The following is a 24,061-nucleotide window of genomic DNA, read 5'->3' as shown; positions in this document are numbered from 1 at the left end:
CCCGAAGGGCGAGTTTAAAATGTCCGTACTTTTTGTTGTGTCACCTTGATGTAGACCACTATACCTGCGGTAACACGCCGCGATTACGAACATTTTAACTCTCGCTGAGTGGGTAATGAGCTATGCGGATTGGTATAAAATGCACTCAACGTATTTTCCTAACTAGAATGCCCGTCTTCAGAACATATCTGGCACATCCACTCACTTAACATAGAGCCTAGTATTGCTTTGTTTTTGTACATCTGGGCATGAGTGAGTATACTCTGCGTAACTTAACTTCGAGTTTTTTGCCTAAGCTAAGTTCCACTAACAATAAAAAACAACAAGGGAATGTTATGTCTTCTAATAAGGCTCTCTTACCTACGACACTAGTTACTTTGCTACTGTTGGTTTGCTCTTTCTCCACACTGGGCGCAGATCAAACTAAGGCAGAACCCGAGTACGAAAAATTCAGTTCTTTGCCAACCTATTGGACACCGTCGCTGTCACCCGATGGCTCAAAAATCGCTTTTGTTCAAAACGTTGAGCAAGAAGAAGCGTTTGCCATGCTTGCCACTTACGACTTAAAAAAGGGTGAAAAGCACTACCTACTGCGATCGGACAATGAACGCGTAAAAATTAACTGGTACAACTGGGTGAACAATGAACGGCTGGTGGTTAGCGCTCGTTACGAAACCCGCCGTGGCACCACGAAAGTTCACGACACACGGTTGTTAAGCATTAAGTTTGACGGTGAAGGCGGTGCATTCAACTTGGTTGAATGGGAGAGAATAAAGCGTCGAGCAGGTAACCCGAACCACATTCCTCAATTTCACGATGACGTTATCGACTGGCTGCCTGACGATCCAGAACATATTCTAATTGCCTTAGACGCTGAGGTGTTGGGGCTGCCGTCGGTTTACAAAATCAATGTTAATGATGGTGGCGTAAGTCGCATTATTCGCGGGAAAAAACGCATTAGAGATTGGATGACGGACCAACAAAATAACGTTCGTATAGGTGTTTCGCTTGATTACGATACAGGGGAGCGAGAAGTCTTTCTAAAAGAAGGAGACGATTGGCGCACCTTATTTGCTTACAACGCTATGTCTGACAAGGGTGAATACCCAGTTGGCTTTGCAAAAGACCCAAATATTCTTTATTTCAAAGGTTATAAAGGAGACTTCCGTGCATTGTATACCTTGAACCTTACTACTAATGAGCGAACAGAGGTGTATGCTGATGAAGGGTACGATGTTAATGGTAGCCTTATCTATTCACCGGTTACCCGAGATGCAATAGGAGTACGCCATGACGGTCGACATTATTGGGATGAACGTTACGTCGCTCTTCAAAATGGTATCGATGCTGGTCTTCCTGATTACGACAATACCTTAGTGAGCTTTAGCGACGACGAACAAACATACGTTGTTTATTCAGAGTCAGACACCTTACCAGGAGTTTATTTGTTGGGTGACCGTAAAGAAGGCACGTTAGTGATGCTTTTTGAGCAGTATGCCCAAATAGATCCGGCAAAATTATCTGAGCATACGTTAATTGAATATGAAGCCAGAGACGGCATCAAAATCGAAGCGTATTTGACTTTACCAAAAGGCGAAGGCCCGTTTCCTACCATTATTCATCCCCACGGCGGCCCCGGAGCAAGAGATTTCAGTGGTTTCGACTATTGGACAGCGTATTTTACATCGAAAGGTTATGCAGTACTAAGGCCTAACTTTAGAGGTTCTAGAGGGTATGGGTACAGCTTTGCGCAAAGCCAAATGAAAGGCTGGGGCTTGGCTATGCAAGATGATATCACCGATGCGGCAAACTGGATGGTAGAGCAGGGGCACGCTGAGCAAGACAACATGTGTATTGTGGGCGCTAGCTATGGCGGTTACGCCGCCCTGATGGCAACTGTTAAAACCCCGGATCTGTTTAAGTGTGCGGTGAGCTTTGCTGGCGTAAGTTCACTTAAACACGTCATTATTCATTCTCGCCGTTTCCTGAACAACGAATTTGTGAAAAACCAAATTGGGGATGATTATGATGACCTTGAAGCGCGCTCGCCTTACTACAATGCGAAAGGGATAAAGACGCCAATTTTGCTTGTACATGGAGAGGAAGATAGAGTTGTCCCTCCACTTCATAGTCGCTACATGGCTGACGAGTTAGATGATTACGACAAGGTCTACAAGTATGTAGAGCTTGAAAGTGGCGACCACAATTTGTCTATTCAGCGAAATCGTCATATTTTCTTTAAGGAAATGGATGCATTTTTAGACCAACACCTTAGGCCAGCGAGTAAAGCGAGTGCTGCAACGGCAAACGTTTCAGCTTCCGAGTAACACCCGTTAAATGCACCAGTATTTACGACAAGATTTTGCTTGGCTGGCGGCTTTTTAACCAAGTTTCAGGTATACTCAACAAGGCGCGTTAATTTCGCGCCTTTTTAATTTCCCCCACTTTATTTCATATTCGAGACTTTATGCCCCAGACTTCTAATGGCGTATCTGAGGATACTGCAATTGTGCAAAAGCCAGCGCTTGGCCTTGTTGAATTTGTTGCACTAATGGCTACGATGACATCCCTTGTCGCGTTGAGCATTGACGCTATGCTGCCTGCGTTGATTCAAATTGGCGAGTCACTACAGGTCGCCGAGGCGCATCAAACCCACTTAATCGTTACCGTGTTCTTTTTAGGCATGGCACTGGGTCAAATGTTCTTTGGGCCTTTTTCCGATAGCCGCGGCCGTCGCCTAACTATATTAGTGGGCCTGTGTATTTTCGCCTTAGGTACATTTGTTTGCATGATGGCCACCAATTTGGAGACCATGCTGGTAGGTCGCGTTATTCAAGCATTTGGGGTGTCTGGGCCACGAATAGCCTCTATGGCAATTATTCGCGACCTTTACGTTGGCGATGCGATGGCAAAAGTCATGTCGTTTATCATGATGGTGTTTATATTAGTGCCTATGTTGGCGCCTATTATTGGGCAAACGGTGATGGAGTTGACCTCATGGTTCCATATTTTCACTATGTTTCTCATTGTGGCTACCATGGCCGGCATTTGGTTTTTTTCTCGTCAAGGGGAAACCTTGCCAAGAGCAAGGCGTAAAAAGTTTTCATGGGCGCAGTTTTTTGCATCGTCAAAGTTCATTCTCACTAACCCAGCAGTGATGGGTTACACCTTTGCCATGGGCTGTATTTTTGGGGCATTCCTGGCGTATTTAAGCGCTTCGCAAACCATATTTACTGTGTTTTACAACGTAGGTGAATGGTTTCCCTACATCTTTGCAACGCTTGCTTTTTCAATTGGTCTCGCCTCTTACTTTAACGGCAAAATGGTAATGCGTTTTGGGATGCGCAAGCTTTGTCGTTTTGCACTTAAAGGGGTTAACGGGTTTGCCGTTGTGTATTTAGTGTTACTGTTGGCGTACGACGGCTTGCCGCCTTTAATTCCTACGGTTACGGTTATGTTTGTAGGCTTTTTCTTTGTGGGCATACTGTTTGGTAACTTAAACGCCATGGCGATGCAGCCGCTTGGCGATATGGCAGGTTTAGGCGCGGCCATAATTGGTTCTATGTCTAGTTTAATATCGGTACCTGTTGCCTTATTTGTAGACAGCTTTTTGAATGGAAACTTGATGCCCATTGGCTGGGGGTTCTTGGTGTTTTTTGCCTTGTCGTACGCATCGGTGCGCTACGCTGAGCGTGTTCGTGAAGGTTCTATTTAGAAGGTGTATCGGCGTGTCGCAGTGGTCAGTTGCGTAAGAAAGATACTTATTAGCAGGCTTACGGACATAAAAAAGCCCGACCAAAATGGTCGGGCAAGAGGGCTTGGTTAAGCACCTAACGACAGAAACTGTCCTAACCTCTGTTTTTACACAACTATAGCTTTCATGTCAGTCATGTAGCCACGTAAGGTCTTACCTACTGATTCCACACCGTGTGAGCGGATGGCTTCGTTAATTTCAACAAGGCGTTTGTTCTCTACCTGATTAGAAGTAGCGGCTAAACCCTTACCAATAACGCTGGTATCAATGGTAGGCATAAATTTCTCACGCAAAATTGGAATTGCTGCGTTAGCAAACAAATAGTTTCCATATTCTGCTGTGTCTGAAATAACAACGTTCATTTCATACAAACGCTTACGTGCGATTGTGTTAGAAATAAGCGGTGTTTCATGCAGTGATTCATAGTACGCAGACTCAGGTAGAATACCGGCTTCAACCATTACGTCGAACGCAACTTCAACACCACACTTGATCATGGCAACCAGTAAGATGCCGTGGTCAAAGAATTCTTGTTCACTGATTTCACCTTCATAAGCCGGTGCGTTTTCAAACGCGGTTTCACCGGTTTCTTCACGCCACTTAAGTAGGTTCGCATCACCATTGGCCCAATCTTCCATCATGGTGCGAGAGAACTCACCGCTGATGATGTCGTCTTGGTGCTTTTCAAATAGCGGACGAAGTAAATCAGTTAGCTGCTCAGAAAGCTCAAACGCTTTCACTTTTGCAGGGTTTGATAGACGGTCCATCATGTTAGTTACACCGCCAATCTTAAGTGCTTCAGTAATGGCTTCTAGGCCGTACTGAATAAGCGCACCTGCGTATCCTGGGTCAATACCGTCATCAACCATTTTCTCGAACGCAAGTACTGCAGCAACTTGCTGCATACCACATAAAATGGTTTGCTCGCCCATAAGGTCAGATTTAACTTCAGCCACAAATGATGACTCAAGTACACCTGCGCGGTCACCGCCCGTTGCACTAGCAAGTGCTTTGGCCTGCTCCCAGCCCTTACCTTCAGGGTCGTTTTCTGGGTGCACGGCAATAAGTGTTGGTACACCAAAACCACGCTTATACTCTTCACGTACTTCAGAGCCTGGGCTTTTCGGCGCACACATAATGACTGTGATATCGCTACGAATCTGCTGGCCTTCTTCAACAATGTTGAAACCGTGAGAGTAACCTAATGTCGCACCTTCTTTCATAAGCGGCATAACAGCTTCTACAACGCTAGCGTGCTGCTTATCAGGTGTTAGGTTGTAAACCACATCAGCTTCTGGAATAAGTTGTTGGTATGTACCAACAGTAAACCCGTTGCTGGTAGCGCGTTTGTAAGAGTCGCGTTGCTCATCAATGGCTGCTTGACGCAGCGCATAAGAAACATCTAACCCTGAGTCACGCATATTCAGGCCTTGGTTAAGGCCCTGCGCGCCGCAGCCTACAATGACAATTTTCTTGCCTTTTAAGAACTGACAACCGTCAGCGAATTCATCGCGTGCCATGAAGCGGCAGCGGCCAAGCTGATCTAACTGCTGGCGAAGTGACAGGGTGTTGAAATAATTAGCCATAAAAATTTCCGAACAACATTCATTTTTGTCAATATCAAACACCGACCTTGGTGTTGACAGACCTCGTCTATGACGACTTGGTAGTGAGACTAAAAGATTTCTTTTGTTTTGGAAAATGATATATTTGCAAGATAATATTGCAAAAAGTGAAATGTATATGGATTTTCGTAGCCTTCAACTCTTCAACCATCTTGCGACCAGCCTACACTTCGGTATAACAGCTGAGGCTATGTACGTGTCGCCATCTACGTTAAGCCGCGTGATTCAACGCCTTGAGGACGAATTAGGCTGTACACTGTTGAAACGTGATAATCGCAAAGTGGCGTTAACCCACAGCGGGCATAAGTTACTGTCTTTTTCTAAGCAAGCGCTGAAAGACTGGCAGCAATTAAAAGTAGATTTAAAAGAAGATAACGACGCATTGCAGGGCGAGCTCAGCGTATTTTGTTCGGTTACCGCCAGTCAAAGTCATTTGCCCGCTATGCTCAGGCAGTTCAGGCAGCAGCATCCTGGCGTAGATATACGCCTTATTACCGGCGACCCTGCCCTTGCGATTGAAAAAGTAAAAGGTAAGCAGTGCGACTTATCTATTGCTATCTACACCCCAGATATGCCGACAGATTTGCATTTCACCGCCCTTGATAACGTACCTTTGGTACTTATTGCGTCAAGGGAGTGGCGGCTTACTCAGCTAAGTCAGCTTGATTGGACCAAACACCAGGTGATCATGCCTGAAACTGGCCCAACCCGACGTACTGCCTATCACTGGTTTGCTGAGCACGGCATTCGCCCTAACGTTTATGCCTACGTGGGCGGGAATGAAGCTATTGTAAGCATGGTGGCACTTGAATGTGGCGTGGGTTTTGTGCCAAAAGTGGTACTAGATCACTCTAGTATGGCCAATGCAGTAACCCAAATACCTGTTGAAGATATCGAGCCTTATTCCCTAGGTTTGTGCTGCCTGCAAGACAAACAAAACGAGCCGCTTATTAACGCCTTTATGCAACTTAATGTACAAGCTCGTGGGTAAATTTAAGGTACAAGCTGTATTTAAGTTGTAATCAGCTGGTGCTCAACTGCTTAATAAGATTATCGAGGGCGCGATAGCCCAATGCTTCTGCAATGTGCGCCCGCGATACAGCGTTCTGCTCTTCAAGGTCAGCAATGGTTCTTGCCACTTTTAACGTGCGATGAAATACCCGCATAGACAAATTAAGCTGTTTAGCAGCGGCTTGTAAAAACTGCAAATCAGCGTCATCTAGCAAGCATATATCGGCAAGCTCGCCCGCATGTAGAGCACCATTTGGTTTGCCTTGCCTAAGCCCTTGTTTGTGGCGTGCCGCAATAACTCTTTCTCGCGTTGCATGTAACGAGTCGTCAGGTTTATTGGCTCGCTCTGGCAGGTCGTAGTCTGGTAGCCGTGGCACTTCGACCTGTATATCTATTCTATCAAGTAGCGGGCCTGACAAGCGGTTTAAGTAGCTAAGCTGTTGCTGGGGTGTCAACCGGTTATCATCAATATCTCCTGTCGGACTTGGGTTCATCGCCGCAACTAACTGAAAGTTAGCGGGGTATGTCGCACTTCCCGAGGCGCGAGACAAATGCACGTCTCCGGTTTCTAGTGGTTCGCGCAATACATCTAGTGCCTTTCGCCCAAATTCAGGCAGTTCGTCTAAAAACAAGATGCCATTGTGGGCCAGCGATATTTCACCTGGCACAGGGTTAGAACCACCGCCAGTAAGCGCGACGGCAGAACTTGTGTGATGGGGTGAGCGCAGGTGGCGGGTTAGAAATCGTTCTGCATGCAGCTTTTCGCCTTTCACCGAATGGATAGCAGCAACTTCCAGCGCTTCTTCCTCGCTCATATCGGGTAATAGCGACAGCATTCGGCTGGCAAGTAAGCTTTTACCCGTGCCTGGAGGCCCTACCATAAGCAAATTATGCGAACCGCTGGCGGCAATAATTAGCGCGCGTTTGGCTTGCTCTTGGCCGATAATGTCATCCCACCCTGTTAAGGTTTTGTTAGGCGCCCGTGAGGTAAACGGCTGGCCTTTGGCGAGCTTTTTGTTGCCGGTAAGGTGTTCATAAACAGACAGTAAATCGAAAGCGGGATAGCGCGTTGCGTGAGAAACCAATGCAGCTTCTACGTCATTATCCCCCGGATATACGAGCGCAATATCTTCATTTGCGGCTGCCATGACAACAGGAATAAGCCCGTTAACCGGCTTTATTTCACCGTTTAATGCAAGCTCGCCCACAAAGGCAATGTTAAGTAGGCTAATGTCTGAGATGTAGCCCGACGCAGCTAAAATGCCTACGGCAATAGGAAGGTCGAACCGCCCGCCAAATTTGGGAATATCTGCTGGCGCTAAATTGACGGTTATTCGTTTTGCGGGAAACTCAAAACCACTGTTTATCAGGGCACTGCGTACTCTTTCTCGCGCTTCTTTAACGCTGGTTTCTGCCATACCGACCAGTTGAAAAGCAGGTAAACCATTAGCTAGGTGAATCTCTACACTTACCTCTGGCGCTGCCACGCCCTGCCCTGCAAAGGTTTTAACAACAGCCATTCCCATAATCTAAACAACCTCCTCTCGCTGAATACTTATGATTCGTGGTTATGAAACGTAAACGTGTCAGCGCGGTAAAAATGTAAGCCAACGCAGTCGGCGTAAACTTTAGAGAGAGTCGGGATAAGATGTAACTGTACTAACGATGGGATTTACTGAGAGTGCATAAAACGCTTGGCATGTAATGATCCTGCTCAGCAAACTTAGGCTAGTGCTAGTGGTGGTCGTTGTAGAAAACGGGCAGCTGCCAATGCCAGCGCATGGCGCCAAGCCTAAACAGTACGGTTGTGACAAGGGCCGCAATACCACACCACTGTGTGGCGAGTTCCATTTGCATGCCTATTCCATAAACCACGCCCCCTGCAATACAGGTCATGGCATACAGTTCGCCGTTGAGTACCAGCGGTACCTCTCGGCAAATAACGTCCCGTAACAGACCGCCAAACACGCCGGTAATGGTGCCCATGGCAACCGCCACGGCCATGCCTGTATCGTTTGCCAAGGCTTTCTCTATGCCTACTACGTTAAACAGCGCCAGCCCGAAAGCATCGGCAATTAATAAATAGTGAAAAGGAAAGCGTGGACTAATACGCAGCCAGATAATGGGTATAAAGGCGGCTATCAGTGTGGTGTATAAATAATCGGTATCGGCAATCCAGAAGACCGGGACATCTAACATGACATCACGCAGTGTTCCGCCGCCAATGGCGGTTGCGCTGGCAAGCACGACCACGCCAAATCCATCCATACGCTTTTGATAGGCCATCAGGGTGCCGGAAATTGCGCACACTGCAACCCCCGCTAAGTTTAACCAATGAAACCAATCAAACATCTTCTTGTACCCTTTTACTACCCTTAAAAACTCGCCATTCCTACCGCAAAATACTTGATCAAGCCTTATGTTTCATGCTATTTCTTTGCCCAATATCGAAACGTACTGTTGAGATTACGGTTCGTGATATTGAGTGATGAGGTAAAGCCATAACCTCTAACGAACAACATTTCATAATTACAATGCCAATGGATATAGGTATTGTATGTCAAATATATCATATAAAACAAAGCGCTACTGATGTGTTAGCAGTTAGGCTTTGTTGCTCCTCGCTTTGAACGACCTTAGATGATGTGTTACATCATCAGTATGACATGCAATTTTGAGTAAAACAGCGCGTATTGGAAGTTGAGCCAAAGCATTACTGGTTTACCACTGTTTTTTAGTTTCACAAAAAGGTCTAGCGCCTAAACCTAGAACCTTAAATTAACGGGAAGGATTTATGCCCAAGTTACGTTCAGCAACTACCACCCAAGGTAGAAATATGGCGGGAGCTCGCGCGTTATGGCGAGCAACTGGAATGAAAGACTCTGATTTCGGCAAGCCTATTATTGCTATTGCGAACTCATTTACGCAGTTCGTACCTGGGCATGTTCACCTAAAAGATCTCGGCCAATTAGTGGCACGCAGCGTTGAAGAAGCGGGTGGTGTGGCGAAAGAATTCAACACTATCGCAGTGGATGACGGTATCGCCATGGGGCACAGCGGTATGCTGTATAGCTTACCATCTCGAGAAATCATTGCTGATGCAGTGGAATACATGGTGAACGCACATTGCGCCGATGCCATTGTTTGCATTTCTAACTGCGACAAGATTACCCCGGGAATGCTAATGGCGTCTATGCGCTTGAACGTACCGGTCATTTTTGTGTCTGGGGGCCCAATGGAAGCGGGTAAAACCAAGCTTTCAGACCAGCTTATTAAACTAGACTTGGTTGACGCCATGGTAGCGGCTGCTGACGACAAAGTTAGCGATGCTGATACCGACGAAATTGAGCGCTCAGCCTGCCCTACCTGTGGTTCTTGCTCGGGAATGTTCACGGCAAACTCAATGAACTGTCTAACCGAAGCGTTAGGTTTATCCTTGCCGGGCAACGGCTCTATGCTGGCTACCCACGCCGACCGTGAAGGTTTATTTAAACAAGCGGGCAAACAAATTGTTGAGCTGTGCAAGCGTTACTACGGCGAAGATGATGACAGTGTATTACCACGTAATATCGCTAACTTTAAGGCTTTTGAGAATGCCATGAGCTTGGATATTGCCATGGGGGGGTCGACCAATACCATTTTGCATCTGTTAGCAGCGGCAATGGAAGGCGAAGTGCCGTTTACTATGGCAGACATCGACAGATTGTCTCGCAAAGTGCCTCACTTATGTAAAGTGGCGCCGTCTACGCCTAAATATCACATGGAAGACGTTCACCGTGCCGGTGGCGTATTGGGTATTTTAAACGAGCTAAATAAGGCTGGCTTGCTGAACACCGATGTTAATCATGTTTTAGGAAAACCGCTTACCGACGTTATCAGCGAGTGGGACATCACTAACCCTGAAAACGAAGACGCTATTACCTTTTATCGCGCGGGTCCTGCGGGTATTCGCACGACAAAAGCATTTAGCCAAGATTGTCGCTGGGATGAAGCCGATGACGACCGCGAAAACGGCTGCATTCGCTCTATCGAGAATGCGTTCAGTCAAGAAGGTGGCTTAGCCGTGCTTTACGGTAATGTGGCTGAAGATGGCTGTATTGTAAAAACGGCTGGCGTAGATGAGTCTATTCTTAAATTTAACGGTACTGCCCGTATTTACGAAAGCCAAGACGACGCGGTAGCAGGTATCTTGGGCGATGAAGTAAAAGCCGGTGACGTGGTCTTCATTCGCTACGAAGGTCCTCGCGGGGGCCCGGGTATGCAAGAAATGCTGTACCCAACGTCTTACTTGAAATCTAAAGGGTTAGGTAAGCACTGCGCTTTGGTAACAGACGGACGCTTTAGTGGCGGTACCAGTGGGTTGTCTATAGGTCACTGCTCACCTGAAGCCGCCAGTGGTGGTGGCATTGGCCTAGTGGAAGATGGCGATAAAATTGAAATAGATATCCCCAATAGAAGTATCAATATTGCTATTAGCGATGAAGAACTAGCAGAGCGTCGCGCGAAAATGGAAGCCAGTGATAAGCCTTGGAAGCCGAAAGATCGCGTTCGTGAAGTCTCCACATCACTTAAAACCTTTGCGGCGTTAGCTACCAGTGCCGATAAAGGTGCAGTGCGTGATGTGACTAAGCTGGAAAATCTGTAATGGCAGCCGAACACGTTAGCGATCATGAATATTTGAAGAAGATCTTACTTGCCCCTGTTTACGATGTAGCAGTGGCAAGTGAACTTTCCTATATGTCTTTGCTTTCAGCCGAGCTTGGCAATGAAATTTTTCTGAAACGCGAAGATCAGCAGCCGGTAAAAAGCTTTAAGCTGCGCGGTGCCTATAACCGTATTTGCTCACTAAGCGACGAGCAATTGCAAGCTGGCGTAATTGGCGCCTCGGCGGGTAATCATGCGCAAGGCTTAGCGTACAGTGCAAAAATGAAAGGTATTCAGGCGACTATTGTCATGCCTGAAACCACGCCTGATATCAAGGTAGACGCAGTACGACGCTTCGGCGGTGAAAACGTGAATGTGGTATTGCATGGCACCAGCTTTGATCAAGCAAGTAGCCATGCAAAAGCATTATGTGAGACCCACGGTTATACCTTTGTTCCGCCCTTTGACGACCCCGATGTCATTGCAGGGCAAGGTACAGTCGCGCGAGAGCTGCTAGAGCAAAACCCACACCTCGATATCTTATTTATTGCTGTGGGCGGCGGTGGTTTAGCCGCTGGTATTGCGGTTTACTTAAAGCAACTAAAACCAAGCATAAAAATCGTTGCGGTAGAGTCGGAAGAATCGGCCTGTTTCATTAAAGCAAAGGCGCAAGGCGTGCCTACCGAGCTTGAAAGCGTCGGCATTTTTGCTGATGGCGTTGCTGTAAAAGTGATGGGGCAGGAAACTTTCCGTCTGTGTAATCGTTTAATTGATGAAACCATTACGGTTACTAATGATGAAATATGCGGAGCTATTAAGGATATCTTTGATGATACCCGTGTTATTGCAGAGCCTGCGGGCGCATTGTCGGTGGCGGCAATTCGCAAGTACGCTAAGCAACACGACCTCAAAGGTAAGAAGTTAGGCGGCATTCTGTGTGGCGCAAACATCAACTTTCATACCCTTCGCTATGTGTCTGAACGCTGTGAATTAGGTGAGCAGAAAGAAGCGGTCTTTGCGGTTAAAATTCCTGAAAACAAAGGTGCGTTTAAACAGTTTTGCGAGTGCGTTGGGGCAAAAGCAATCACCGAATTTAACTATCGCTATGCCAGTGAGAGCGAAGCACATATTTTCGTGGGCGTTAAGCTTAAAGGCGGGCAGCAAGAGTTTGCTGCACTGCAAAGCGACCTTGAAAGCAAAGGGTATGACTGCGTTAACTTAACCGATAATGAGTTAGCGAAGCTCCATGTTCGTCACATGGTTGGTGGCCGTCCGCCAACTATTCTCAACGAGCAAGTCTTCAGCTTTGAATTTCCTGAGCGTCCGGGTGCGCTACTGAACTTCTTAAATACGTTAGGTGAACAGTGGAATATTACCCTATTTCACTATCGCAACCATGGCGCAGCAGAAGGTTTGGTATTAGCAGGCTTTGATATCGCACCAGAAAGTAGAGATGACTTTAACCAGCATGTTGCTGAGTTAGGCTATAAGGTTGAAGAAGTAACAGACAACCCCGCCTATCGTTTTTTCCTGTCGCAACCAGCGAAGGTCTAAATAGCGAAACAGGCGAAACGAGCCTATCTCCCGTTTTCGCTTTGTATTGCTTCGCGTTAAGCGCAGGTTTACCGGGGAGCGATACGAAGCGGCACTATCTAGCGTCTATCTATCAATGAAGTATGGGGATTTTCAATGCCTGCCAAGATAGATTGACGCGCAATAAAAAGCCCATGCAGTAGCATGGGCTTTCTCTTTTTACCTAAGCTCCGTAGTGCTGGCAAATTCAGCCAGCTAGCGTCGCCTTAATTCGAAGCGTTTAGTGTAACGTTCTCCAAATGCTGCATCATTTCTGGCCAAATCAGGGCCATAACGTCAGCACGTAAGGCTTCACACTCTTCTGAGTACTTCAAGCTGCCATCTTTTTCAGAGTCCAGCCAGTGGTTTTCTTTCAATGCACTGATAAAGCTAGATAACACATTCTTATCGTAAAACTCTGGTGAGCTTAGTCCATAGAGTGCAGATAAGCGTTCAGCCACTTGCTTACTTTCGCGCTCAAGTGCACTTCGGCTAATGACCTTTTCTTTATCTAGAATGGTCAATACCACCGCGTAACGCTGAAGCGTTTCCTGCATGCATCGGCTTAACAGCCATGCTGAGTGGAATTGTTTGCAGTGTGCATCTGGCGGCAACAGTTCATCGCCCTCCTGACGCAACAATCCTTTGTTTAGTAGCGCTGTTATAAGCGCATCAGTATGCGCAAGCGCTTCATCTTGGGTAAGGTGCAAGAACAGTTCTTTTTGCAGCAACGGATAAAGCGCCGCAATAAGCTGAAAAATACTGTTCTTCGTGGTGCCTTTCTTCGCGAAGATAGATGCCATAATAAGACCTGGGATCGCGAATAAATGCAAAATGTTGTTGCGATAATAAGTAAGGTATACCGCTGATTTTGGTTGAGGACTGATCAAACGCCCATAATCGTCTTCTTTTACGTCAAAGCGGCCTAATTTCAGCGTATCGCGCAGTAGCTCTTCCGCTGATGAATCTGGAATGGTGGCATCATCGCTGAACGGTACCGCTTTAAACAAGTCCATGAAATCGCCCATTGCTTGTTTTAACTCAGCTTCACTCATGGTCTGTCGTTTAGAAGACAGTAAGCATAACGACGCTAACGCCATACCATTTAATGCCGCTGCGCGATTAATTCGCGTCATGACATTATTGGCCAGTTCGTTAACCGCAGGTGTAAGCCACGCTGGTTTTTTCTCTGGCTCGGCATCGCGACAATCTCGCCAGTTAGGCACATGATTTTCAAGAAACTGGTTAAGCGCAATGGGTTCGCCAAAATTCACGTATCCGTGACCATAATTCTTGAGTTTACGAATAGCCGAGAACACCTGAAGGTTAGATTCTTTTTTCTTCTTAGAGCCTTTGAGTTCGTTCAAATAGCTCTTCACTTCCATCACGTTTTCATAGCCAATATAGACAGGCACGATACTAACTGGACGGTTAACGCCTTTGAGCATGGCTTGAATGGTCATGGCTAGCATGCCCGTTTTCGGTGGGATCAAACGGCCGGTTCGGCTGCGGCCACCTTCGGGATAGTATTTTACCGAATAGCCTTTGTTAAACAGCAGCTCTAGATATTCTCTGAAAACAGCTGTGTAGAGCTTGTTGCCTGCAAAACTGCGGCGTAAGAAAAAAGCACCGCCACGACGGAACATTTTTCCAACCGGCCAAAAGTTCAGATTGATACCTGCAGCGATATGTGGCGTAACCATACCTTCGTGATAAATCACGTAAGTCAATAATAGGTAATCCATGTGACTACGGTGGCACGGTACGTAGATGATTTCATGACCATTAGCCGCCAATTCACGAATGCGATCGGCATGACCTACACTAATACCGTTATAAATTTTGTTCCAGATACGGGTAAGTAGCCTGTCGCCAAAACGAATTAGCCCTTCGCGGTAGTCTGCCGCGATTTCTGTGATGTAGGTTTGGGCAGTCTCTTTCGCTTTTTCATGAGACACCTTCTTGCTTCGTGATTCCTCAGCAATAGCGCGACGCACTGCATCAGAGCCCAACACACTATTATTGAGTTCTTGGCGCTCTAACAGCGTAGGGCCAGTCATGCTTTGGCGCTTTCTTTGAAAGTGAGTGCTTGCTACGCGCACAAGCTTGTGTGCAATACTTTGGTCACTACCATGTTGATTGGACATCGCGCGTGCAGAAACGGCTTTAGAGTAGTTAATAAAGTTGTCGCGGCCCAAAAACAGCACAATGAACAACTTACGAAGCCAACTTGGCGCCGCTTTATCAGCAATGAGATCGCTTAAGCCTGGCTTACCACGACCCGGGGCACGGCCCCACGTCACATAGACAGGAACAACTTGTAAATCTAGGTTTTCATGGTCTCTATGCAAATGAAAGAGGTCAGTAAAAACGTCTTCAATTCCCGTATCTTTAGCCGACGAACGGAAAAGAGGCTGGGTTTTGCGTAAAAATAAGGTCGACGAATACTCTCGCCCCGCTAATGTGAGGGTTTCTGTAGGACTAGGTAAACCTAGCGCTTTAGTCGACATTCTCAGTGCAAGTTGGTCTGTCACTGAGTTGGTGGGGAGTAGATAAACGATAGGTTTACTTTTATCTATTCCTAATTCGGTTTCAACGTTAACTGGAATGCTGTGGGCTTTAACCAGTAACTTAACAGGATAATGAAATACCGACAGAAGGGCTTTTCGCATCCACGACATGAATTATGTAATCCTATGAAATAAAAACGGGTGAAGTGTAACACAAACGCGTCACAATCTCGCGACAAGCCAATTTCATCGCTTCTCATGCTGTAATGACTATCCATAACATGGGAAGTTCAAAAGCGCCCTTCTCCTTTTCTTGTGAGTCACAGCCATTTCTATAATGGGTTCGAATACAGAGAACGTAACATTAGCTGTATTTAATTGCGGTACAGCCGGACTGTTACTACTTTTATAAGGGCAAATGAATATGAGCAAGCAGTAGTGGATGATCAAAGCCGGTTAAAGACAATTGATGACTTTATGCTCAATAGCGAAGTGCCGTTAGATCTTGATGATTTAATGATGGTGCTCGCAGAGGCATACAAGGTGCCGATCGCACTCATTGGCGTCGTCGGAGAGTTTGAAGAAACCTTTAAAGCACACTACGGAACCACTCTTTCTAAAGTCACTCGTGAACATGCGTTTTGTAGTCACGTTGTTGAAGAGCGCAAGCAGGTGGTTGTTAGCAACGCGCAAGAAGATCCACGGTTTATGCATAATCCTCTCGTCACCGGAGAACCTCACATTTGTTTCTACGCAGGAACGCCGGTCGAGATAAATGATCAGGTAATCGGTGCCGTATGTTTAATTGATACCGTGCCAAGAGAAATAGACGCAAAACACTTAGAAGTTTTAGAGAGAATAGGTGCTTTGGTTAGTCAGCATATTTCGCTTTCAAGAGAACACGAAGCGCTTAAACGCGAGCACGGGCTTATTGAGAAGTCTCCTATTGTGTTGGCAACGTGGCGCTATGATACGTCGTTGAGGCTGGTGTATATCTCGAAAAATAGTGAGCGTGTATTGGGAGTTTCACCCCAAGATTTGCTCACTGGAACGGTGGCATTGAGTGAGGTGCTGTCTGAGGTGGCGGAGGGTGATTTTACCTTTGCTATGCAGGCCCACATGGAAGGTGTTGAAACGCACACCTGCCGTCTTCAGATAAAGACGCCAACGCGTACTATTTGGGTGAGCATGATATCAACGGCAAATTTTCGCGAAGACGGCATGTTGTACTCGGTTCAAGCATTTTTGTTTGACACTAGTGATCAAAAGTATGTGGAAGATAAGCTCAACAAAACCAATCAGCGGATGCGTTTATTACTCGAGGCTTCAGAGTTAGGAACATGGGACTGGAACTTGGCCGCCGATGTTAATCAAGTCAACAAGCGCTGGTGCGACATTGTTGGTCTTGAGTATGAATACTATGACAGTGGCTCCCGCTTTTTTAGACAGCTCATTCATCCCGCGGATTACGTCAAAGTTGAAAAGCAGCTCAACATGCATCTAATTGGTAAGAGCAAAGTCTTTAACACCACATTTCGCATGAAACACACTGATGGCTCTTGGGTTTGGGTTGAAAGTTATGGGAAAACCGTTGAGACAGATGCCCAAGGTAAGCCGGTTCGTATAGCAGGTATTCATAGAGATATAACGCAACGAATGGAAAGCGAACTGCATGAGAGAAAGAAAACCCAGCTCCTTCAATTTATCAATAAAACCCGGGCATCATATCTCCAAAACAATGACTTGACGATGGCGTGTCAGTCCGTATTGGCCGAACTCATAGATATCTCAGATAGCCAGTTTGCCTTCGTCGGCCAAATGAAAGGAGACGGTAGCTCATCTAGACTTTTCATTCATGCGATTTCTGAAATTGTTTGGGATAACAGTAGCTTTTCTCAATATGCAGAATACAAAAAACGAAACCTCTACTTTAGTAACTTCGACAACCTTTTTGGAACCTCAATTTTAACGGGAGAAGTTACCATTAGTAATGCGCCAAACAGTCACCCTAATTCCAAAGGTGTTCCGCACGGTCATCCGCGCATTAGCCGATTTTTAGGCCTACCTATAAAAGTGAAAGATAAAGTAGTGGGAATGGTCGGTTTAGCGAATAAGTTTGATACCTACACTGACGAAGATGCTGAGTTTCTACAGCCCTTTTTAGATGCATTGGCTGGCTTGTTCTACGCAGTAGAGCTTGAGGAAGCCCGAGCCGTTGCTGAAGAGAAGCTTAGGCATTTGGCGATGACCGATTCTTTAACGGGCCTTTATAACCGACGCGCGTTCCTTGACGAGTGCATCTCATTCTCAAAACAACATTGTCGTGGATGTGTTGCTATCGTCGATATTGATCACTTCAAAAAAGTAAACGATACCTACGGTCACGATGCTGGAGATCAGGCGCTTATTGCTGTTGCGAGGAAAATAGCTAAACATAATCAAGCGCCAAATGTCGTGGCTCGATTAGGAGGAGAAGAGTTTGCAATAGTCATGATAGGTGACAAGAAAGAAGAGATCCATAGGCAGCTAGAAGCACTGCGCATTGCTGTTGAAGAGGGGAGAGTGACCTACAAGACAGACACGATGAATTTATCGATCAGCATCGGCGCAACATTTATCAAAGACACCTTTGAGGCGGATTTCAGCGCCCTCTTATCGCTTGCTGACAAGGCGCTGTACAGAGCCAAGGAGCAGGGCAGAAACCAAGTCGTATGGGATGAATAATAATAGTACGTGGCTTCGCCTACATTAAATATAAGCGTATACGCCCAAGGCGCTGTTGCTAGATTGATAAAGTTAAGTTATAAAAAACGAATATTTTATTTAACTTAATAATTAGGCGTGTTTTGAGCTTTTAACTAAAAAGCCGACATGCCTTTTAAATCAGGGACGATGTATGAAAACTTCGCGCTTGGGTTTTTCTGGCCTTTTTTCTCTTGTAGCTCTAACTGCGTGTGGTGGTGGAGGTGGCTCTGATTCTTCTCCACCTACAAACCCACCACCTCCACCTGAGCCGACAGCACTAGAAATTTTATCAAATCCTTTAGATTACTCAGAGTCACGACTAAACTCGGCGGCAACCACCTATGCTGATGCGAACTACAGTGGAGAAACGAAAGTCTCTACTGTGGATATCAGCGCAGTACAAGAGGTTTACATCACGCTCTTTGGTGACAATACAAGTGGCTCACCCTATGTAGATCAATATGATATCTACACCTTCCTAGATGAGAACGGCAACGTTGAAGGTACGACCGAGTGCTATGAATCAGGATCAGTAACATACTCAGGTAAGCTTGATGAAGACACGGGGACAGGAACGATTACTGTAGACTATGATCAGTGCATTCAATATTACGACTCCACTCGGTATGACGGACAATTTTCGCTAGTTATTACTGACGCAGGTGAAAACAGCTCCGAAGTAACGTCTTATTTCACTACTTTGTCTATGCTAGACGGTGGCGTGCGCACAACATTAAAAGGCTACTTAAGTGTTGATTTTCGCTACCGCCCACAAACAGGTACGTTTTATGAAGAGACGAGGCAGTATCTTACTGTCACGCACAATAGTGAAACTTACAAGGTCAGTGGCACATCAGCAGAAGGGGTGACAAACAACACCTTCGTGTCTGAACTTAATGGTTCAATCTACATTGCGTCTAAAGGCAAATTGGACTTTGCGTATTCTTCTGATCAGGGCGACCTTCCCTATTCGTCATCTGGCTCGCTAGTCGTAAAAGGAGATAAAACGGCTGGAATTGACGTTATTGATGGCGCAGTTCGCTATGGCGAAGATAACAACGGCGATGATATTTACGATGTAGGTGTATACTTTAATAATTTAACAGCGTTTGCCAGCGGAAACCATACTGGCCTTGCGCTTTCAGATATCGATGCGATATCCGTACCTCCTGTAGTTAATCAGCCTTATTACTATGCCTATGAGACTGTCTATACCACAGATGAAGTCACCGTTGAGCCTGGCTACTATTATGATTCAGATACTCCCGACTCAGAGCTGGTGATTTCGTTTCGCTGGTATGTAAATGGTGTAGTCCTTGACGATGTTAATAGTACCACGCTGCCACCTTACAGCGCAGTCTTCGGTGATGAAGTTAAAGTTACCATGGTGGTGTCAGACGGTATTAACGTTGTTGAATCCCAGCCTACTTTCGTTGAGATCGGCAATTCTCCTATGACGCTCACTGCATCGAATATGCCTGAAGTAGTAACTGCGGGCGGATACGTAGAGTTTACCGTATCGATGAGTGACCCAGACAGAGTTGACGATGACGTCGCGGGAGAGCTTATTTCAGCGCCTCCCGGTGCTTCGTTAAATGCGGAAGGTCTGATGACCTGGAATGTACCTGCGAATCAACTTTTCAACGCTCAAACTTATATGTTTAGTTTCGCTAGCTTAGACGGAACTGAATCCCAACAAACGCTCGAAATCACTTCTTATGCGGACAAGGCCCCGGCTTATGCTCGTACTACTGTGATGACACCAATTTATAATCATGGCTTTGCTATTGCTTCGACCAATGGTGTAAGTGAACTTATCACGGTAAATGCTCGAAACGTGGGCGCATTTTCGCTAGAAGGTAAGACGCTTAAAAATACCTATGTGTATCCGTATAAACTGCCAACTAAAGGCGAAATTAGAAGCGTGCATACCCAAGATGTTGATGGTGACAATAATGATGAAATCTACCTTCTTACTCAACAGGGATTGTCTGTAATAAAAGACCGCGAAAGTAACGCAGAAGCGGTGTTTATTATTGAAGATAGTATTATTTCTGGCTTATTTTATGACATCAATGGTGACGGGGTTGATGAAGTTGCTTATTTATATGGGAGCGAATATTACAATGCGACTTCTATTGCCATTGTAGATGTTCGCACAGGTGAGCAGTTGCAACAGTACGATATTGACGGCGTCAATAACCTTGCTTTTGGTAACGTAGATGATGACGCATCGATAGAAATGGTAACGAACAATGGTTATGTATTTGATATCGAAAGCGGTGCCAACCAATGGCTATACGGTAGCGGGTTCAGCGACGCATTTGTTGTGCTGGGTGATATGAATAACGATGGTGTAGATGAAATCATCGGTGCCGATAGTTGGAATGATATCTCAATTTACTCAGCAGTATCGAAAAGCAGTTTGGCAACGGCGGAACATGGTGACATTTGTGATATCGCCTATAGTAAAGAAAGCCCAGCTACAGAAGGAATAGTGGTTGTCTCCGAGTGTCAGTGGGGACAAGTTAGAGGTTTTGCATTAGAAGCGGGACAAATCTCTGAGCAGTGGGCTCTTAACCACAACACTTACAGTGGCATGTCACTTTTCATTGACGATTTAGACAATGACAATGTGGACGACATTATTTGGACTGGTGAGAATCAAATTTTAGTAGCGCAACAAGATGCCAACGGTGAATATGCCTTGTCAGATATAAAAGGTGCGCCGCGCGCGAGTAGATATCATGCCGCGGGTTGGGCACCTTATGGCGATAATGATGAAAGAGCCGTCTTTGTTAGCGATACAAGTAGTTACGAATCATCTATTCAGATTTTATCGGTAGATAAAGAGGATAACTTTGCGATAAGTGCTGAGGTTGGCGAAGATGTCTATAACTATAGCAAACCGGTCGTTACAGACTACAACAATGACGGTGTGGGTGAGTTACTAATAGGGGCACTGGATTATAGTTCGTCGTTTAATGTCGTGAGACTTACAGATAACGCTATTCAATGGGCACTGAACAATAATCAGAATAGTGAAATTTCGTTTATTGAAGCCATTGACGTAAATAACGACAGTTACGCCGATGCAGTTATTATTGAGAACAATCGACTTAAAGCGTTTGATATCGAGAATCAGGTGCTTATCGACTCAATCATTAACGATTTTTCAATTAATGCGCTTGCTGCCTCTGAAAAAGACGGTGTGCATTATTTTGCTGTTGGGGGCTATAGTTCGCTCAAGCTCTATAAAATGCAGGATGGTGAATTTGTTGGATTGAATGAATTGGAAACCAATTGTGACCAATTGCTCACGGTAAATTTTGATAGTGATAGCGAACTTGAAGTTGCGTGTTTAAATAGAAACTACAACACCATCAATGTTTATGACGTGGCGAGCGATGCATTAGAACTCAAAGACGCTATAGCACCGTCATTCTACCCTCAGTATATAGCGGCTGTTCCAACGACGTCGTCTAATCAGTCGATTCTCGCTATCTACCAGCCTAACGAGAATGACTATTCGTACAATTATTATGACAGCATCGCATATCGCGTGGTTGAGGTTGATAATAAAGGCAATGTGGTGTGGCAAAGCCCTGGACTTGGGCTCGATAATGTTGAAGGCATGCGCACACGTCAAAATAGTGATGGGGAGCTGGAGTTACAAATTAGTAACCCGAACATGGCTCTTCTCGTAAAATAAGAGGAAAGCACTTGTCGTAGGCTATTGCAGATCGCAAAAGACGCGGCAAGTGCTTGTTATTTAGTTTTAGGTGTATATACTTACAGGAACTGTATGAACAGACAGGTCTTTTATGCGCCCACTCACAGCTCGACAAACCGAAGTTTTAGAACTTATTAAAACAACCATGTTAGAAACGGGAATGCCGCCTACTCGTGCGGAAATAGCCCGTCAGCTTGGCTTTCGTTCTGCTAATGCAGCAGAGGAACATTTGAAAGCATTGGCGCGTAAAGGCGTGATTGAAATTTTGCCTGGTACGTCTCGTGGCATTAAGCTCAATATCCCTCTTGATAACGACGCACAAGAAGAAGGCCTACCGTTAATTGGGCGTGTTGCAGCCGGTGAGCCGATCTTGGCGCAAGAGCATGTTGAATCGCACTACAAAGTCGATCCTGCACTGTTTCAACCCCATGCCGACTTTTTGCTACGCGTTAACGGTATGAGCATGAAAGACATTGGTATTTTAGACGGTGATCTTCTCGCTGTTCATCGCACCACTGATGTACACAACGGTCAGGTGGTTGTGGCGCGTGTAGATGAAGACGTCACCGTAAAGCGTCTAGAGAAACGCGGGCGTGAAGTATTGCTTCATGCTGAGAATGATGAGTTTGCACCAATAAAAGTCGATTTGGCGACTGAACATTTTGCGATAGAAGGTATTGCGGTGGGTGTGATCAGAAACGCTGACTGGATGTAGTATTTTAGCTTGTTTGTATAAAAGCGGCGCGTTAGCCGCTTTTTTTATGTCTTTTGTTCCTGTTTTTTTCTTCAATCTGCCAACTTAGGTTTTATCCTGCCCAGCAAACCTGTTGGTTTTCTGCGCGCTTATTTTTATCATTACTCACGTTATTCTTTCTATGAATGCTTCAAGTATTTTCCATTTTTTATTTTGAATTTTGTTTGAAATCGACATTGAGTAATCGATTACTTATTGATTTCTTAACTAGTTAGTCGAGCATTTACTTTAATCCCGTGTTCAAAATGCCTGTTTGATTCCAAGGGCATCCCACAGCAATGGCTCTCTCTTTTTGCACGTGAAATCCCCCGCGACCATTTTAGTAAATGATTAAAAATTAACCGCTTCGTTAAATTTTTAATAGAAAAGACTAGACGGCACGACATTATTGCGCAATTCTTATACAGAGATTAACAAAATAATAACAATGACTCTAAATTTGTTTTACAAGTTGAGGTTATGGGTCAATCGTTCGCAAACCATTTGGTAGGGCATCGCGCAAATTAATCAGCGTCTTTGACCACGCCATTACGGAGGTGCTGAGTGAAACAACTAACGACCGTTTTCGCAAAATGGTGTTCTAGTATACCAATTTTGCTTTTTTCCCCTTTGCTTTTTGCGCAAGAAGCAAGCGAAGAAGCCTCTTCGCTTAATTTGAGACGCGGTGCTACCGACATCAGTGGGCAGGTATACGACCTCCATATGTTGATGTTCTTCATTTGTGTAGGTATCGCGGTTGTAGTTTTTGGCGTGATGTTCGCCTCAATGTATCTACATAGAAAGTCCCGTGGTGCCAAGCCAGCTAATTTTCACGAAAACGTGAAGGTCGAAATTGCTTGGACCGTTATTCCTTTCCTTATTCTTATTTTCATGGCGGTACCCGCAGCGAATACTCTAATTGCTATGGAAGACACGTCTGAGCCTGACATGACGGTGTTAGTAACAGGCTCTCAATGGAAATGGCACTACAAGTACATGGATAGCGATGTAGAGTTTTATTCTTTACTCGCCACTCAGCGCGAGCAAATAGAAAACAAATTTCAGAAAACAGATAACTACCTGCTTGAAGTTGACCGCCCTCTGGTTATTCCTACTGGGAAAAAAGTACGCTTTCTTATTACTTCTGACGACGTTATCCACTCTTGGTGGGTTCCTGACTTTGCCGTGAAAAAAGATGCCAACCCCGGCTTTATTAACGAGTCTTGGGCCAAGGTGAATGAGCCGGGTATTTATCGCGGACAGTGCGCAGAGCTTTGTGGTAAAGACCATGGCTATATGCCGGTTGTGGTAATTGCTAAAGAACCCGCCGAGTTTGAAAAGTGGATGGGCGAACAAGAAGAGATTGTTCGTAAAGCAAAAGAAGAAGAGCAGCGTCTACTTTCTATGAATATGTCTATGGATGAACTGATGAAAGAGGGCGAGCGAGTATACAACGCAACGTGCGCTGCTTGCCATATGCCAAATGGTGAAGGTTTACCTGGCGTGTTCCCGGCATTAAAAGGCAGCAAGATGGCACTAGAAGATCAGCAAGGTCACATTGACATCGTGCTGCATGGAAAGTCAGGAACAGCCATGCAAGCGTTTGGAAAAATGCTAAGTCTTAAGGAAATTGCCGCCGTAGTCACTTACGAGCGAAATGCCTGGGGCAATAAAACTGGCGATATGGTTCAAGCCAAAGATGTCAACGCAGTGGCAAACGGAAACTAGGAGCAG

13 protein-coding genes are annotated in these 24,061 nt (G+C 45.6%); 9 read left to right on the top strand and 4 right to left on the bottom strand.

What is annotated here, in order from left to right:
- The first annotated feature begins 335 nt into the window (after positions 1-335).
- Positions 336-2,327, top strand: coding sequence for a S9 family peptidase (locus tag KUL49_RS10020; protein ID WP_131137195.1), 1,992 nt, complete (start codon positions 336-338; stop codon positions 2,325-2,327).
- A 140-nt stretch (positions 2,328-2,467) separates the two neighbouring features.
- Complete coding sequence (locus tag KUL49_RS10015) at positions 2,468-3,715, top strand: multidrug effflux MFS transporter (RefSeq protein ID WP_165477897.1); 1,248 nt, start codon at positions 2,468-2,470, stop codon at positions 3,713-3,715.
- A gap of 146 nt (positions 3,716-3,861) precedes the next feature.
- On the opposite strand, the gene ilvC is transcribed toward KUL49_RS10015, so the two are convergent.
- Positions 3,862-5,340 carry a ketol-acid reductoisomerase gene (gene ilvC / locus KUL49_RS10010; RefSeq protein ID WP_131137194.1) on the bottom strand — a complete coding sequence of 493 codons (1,479 nt, stop codon included), beginning with the start codon at positions 5,338-5,340 and terminating at the stop codon, positions 3,862-3,864.
- A 157-nt stretch (positions 5,341-5,497) separates the two neighbouring features.
- Here ilvC and ilvY point away from each other — a divergent pair, with 157 nt between their 5' ends.
- On the top strand, positions 5,498-6,370 hold the full coding sequence (gene ilvY / locus KUL49_RS10005) for an HTH-type transcriptional activator IlvY (protein ID WP_131137193.1): 873 nt from the start codon (positions 5,498-5,500) through the stop codon (positions 6,368-6,370).
- A 31-nt stretch (positions 6,371-6,401) separates the two neighbouring features.
- Here ilvY and KUL49_RS10000 read toward each other — a convergent pair whose 3' ends face one another.
- Both KUL49_RS10000 and KUL49_RS09995 read right to left on the bottom strand, forming a co-directional pair.
- Positions 6,402-7,916, bottom strand: coding sequence for a YifB family Mg chelatase-like AAA ATPase (locus tag KUL49_RS10000; RefSeq protein WP_131137192.1), 1,515 nt, complete (start codon positions 7,914-7,916; stop codon positions 6,402-6,404).
- Between the two features lie 208 nt (positions 7,917-8,124).
- Positions 8,125-8,742: a trimeric intracellular cation channel family protein gene (locus tag KUL49_RS09995; RefSeq protein ID WP_014951393.1), complete on the bottom strand. Its 618-nt coding sequence runs from the start codon at positions 8,740-8,742 to the stop codon at positions 8,125-8,127.
- A 442-nt stretch (positions 8,743-9,184) separates the two neighbouring features.
- Here KUL49_RS09995 and ilvD point away from each other — a divergent pair, with 442 nt between their 5' ends.
- Both ilvD and ilvA read left to right on the top strand, forming a co-directional pair.
- Positions 9,185-11,035, top strand: a complete 1,851-nt coding sequence (gene ilvD / locus KUL49_RS09990; RefSeq protein WP_131137191.1) for a dihydroxy-acid dehydratase — start codon at positions 9,185-9,187, stop codon at positions 11,033-11,035.
- A complete protein-coding gene (gene ilvA, locus KUL49_RS09985; RefSeq protein WP_131137190.1) occupies positions 11,035-12,588 on the top strand; it encodes a threonine ammonia-lyase, biosynthetic in 1,554 nt (517 codons plus the stop codon). The genes ilvD and ilvA overlap by 1 nt, the downstream gene beginning before the upstream one ends.
- 245 nt (positions 12,589-12,833) lie before the next feature.
- Here the strand turns inward: ilvA and plsB are convergent, their stop codons facing one another.
- The gene (gene plsB, locus KUL49_RS09980; protein WP_014951390.1) at positions 12,834-15,287 is read right to left on the bottom strand and encodes a glycerol-3-phosphate 1-O-acyltransferase PlsB; all 2,454 of its coding nucleotides are present in this window, start codon (positions 15,285-15,287) and stop codon (positions 12,834-12,836) included.
- Between the two features lie 267 nt (positions 15,288-15,554).
- Between plsB and KUL49_RS09975 the strand changes: the two genes are divergently transcribed.
- The 4 genes from KUL49_RS09975 to coxB all read left to right on the top strand — a co-directional run bounded on the left by KUL49_RS09975 (position 15,555) and on the right by coxB (position 24,055).
- The gene (locus KUL49_RS09975) at positions 15,555-17,840 is read left to right on the top strand and encodes a diguanylate cyclase (protein WP_131137189.1); all 2,286 of its coding nucleotides are present in this window, start codon (positions 15,555-15,557) and stop codon (positions 17,838-17,840) included.
- A gap of 172 nt (positions 17,841-18,012) precedes the next feature.
- Positions 18,013-21,573, top strand: coding sequence for a hypothetical protein (locus KUL49_RS09970; protein WP_131137188.1), 3,561 nt, complete (start codon positions 18,013-18,015; stop codon positions 21,571-21,573).
- A gap of 112 nt (positions 21,574-21,685) precedes the next feature.
- Complete coding sequence (lexA, locus tag KUL49_RS09965) at positions 21,686-22,309, top strand: transcriptional repressor LexA (RefSeq protein WP_131137187.1); 624 nt, start codon at positions 21,686-21,688, stop codon at positions 22,307-22,309.
- A 582-nt stretch (positions 22,310-22,891) separates the two neighbouring features.
- Positions 22,892-24,055 (top strand): cytochrome c oxidase subunit II, encoded by a 1,164-nt coding sequence (coxB, locus tag KUL49_RS09960; RefSeq protein WP_014951386.1) that lies wholly within the window; start codon positions 22,892-22,894, stop codon positions 24,053-24,055.
- The last annotated feature ends 6 nt before the right edge of the window (positions 24,056-24,061 follow it).

Source organism: Alteromonas sp. KUL17, from assembly GCF_006538305.1.
In the GTDB taxonomy this organism is placed as follows: Bacteria; Pseudomonadota; Gammaproteobacteria; order Enterobacterales; family Alteromonadaceae; genus Alteromonas; species Alteromonas macleodii.
Note: the sequence above shows the minus strand (reverse complement) of the source record. Positions and strands in the feature narration are given on the sequence as shown.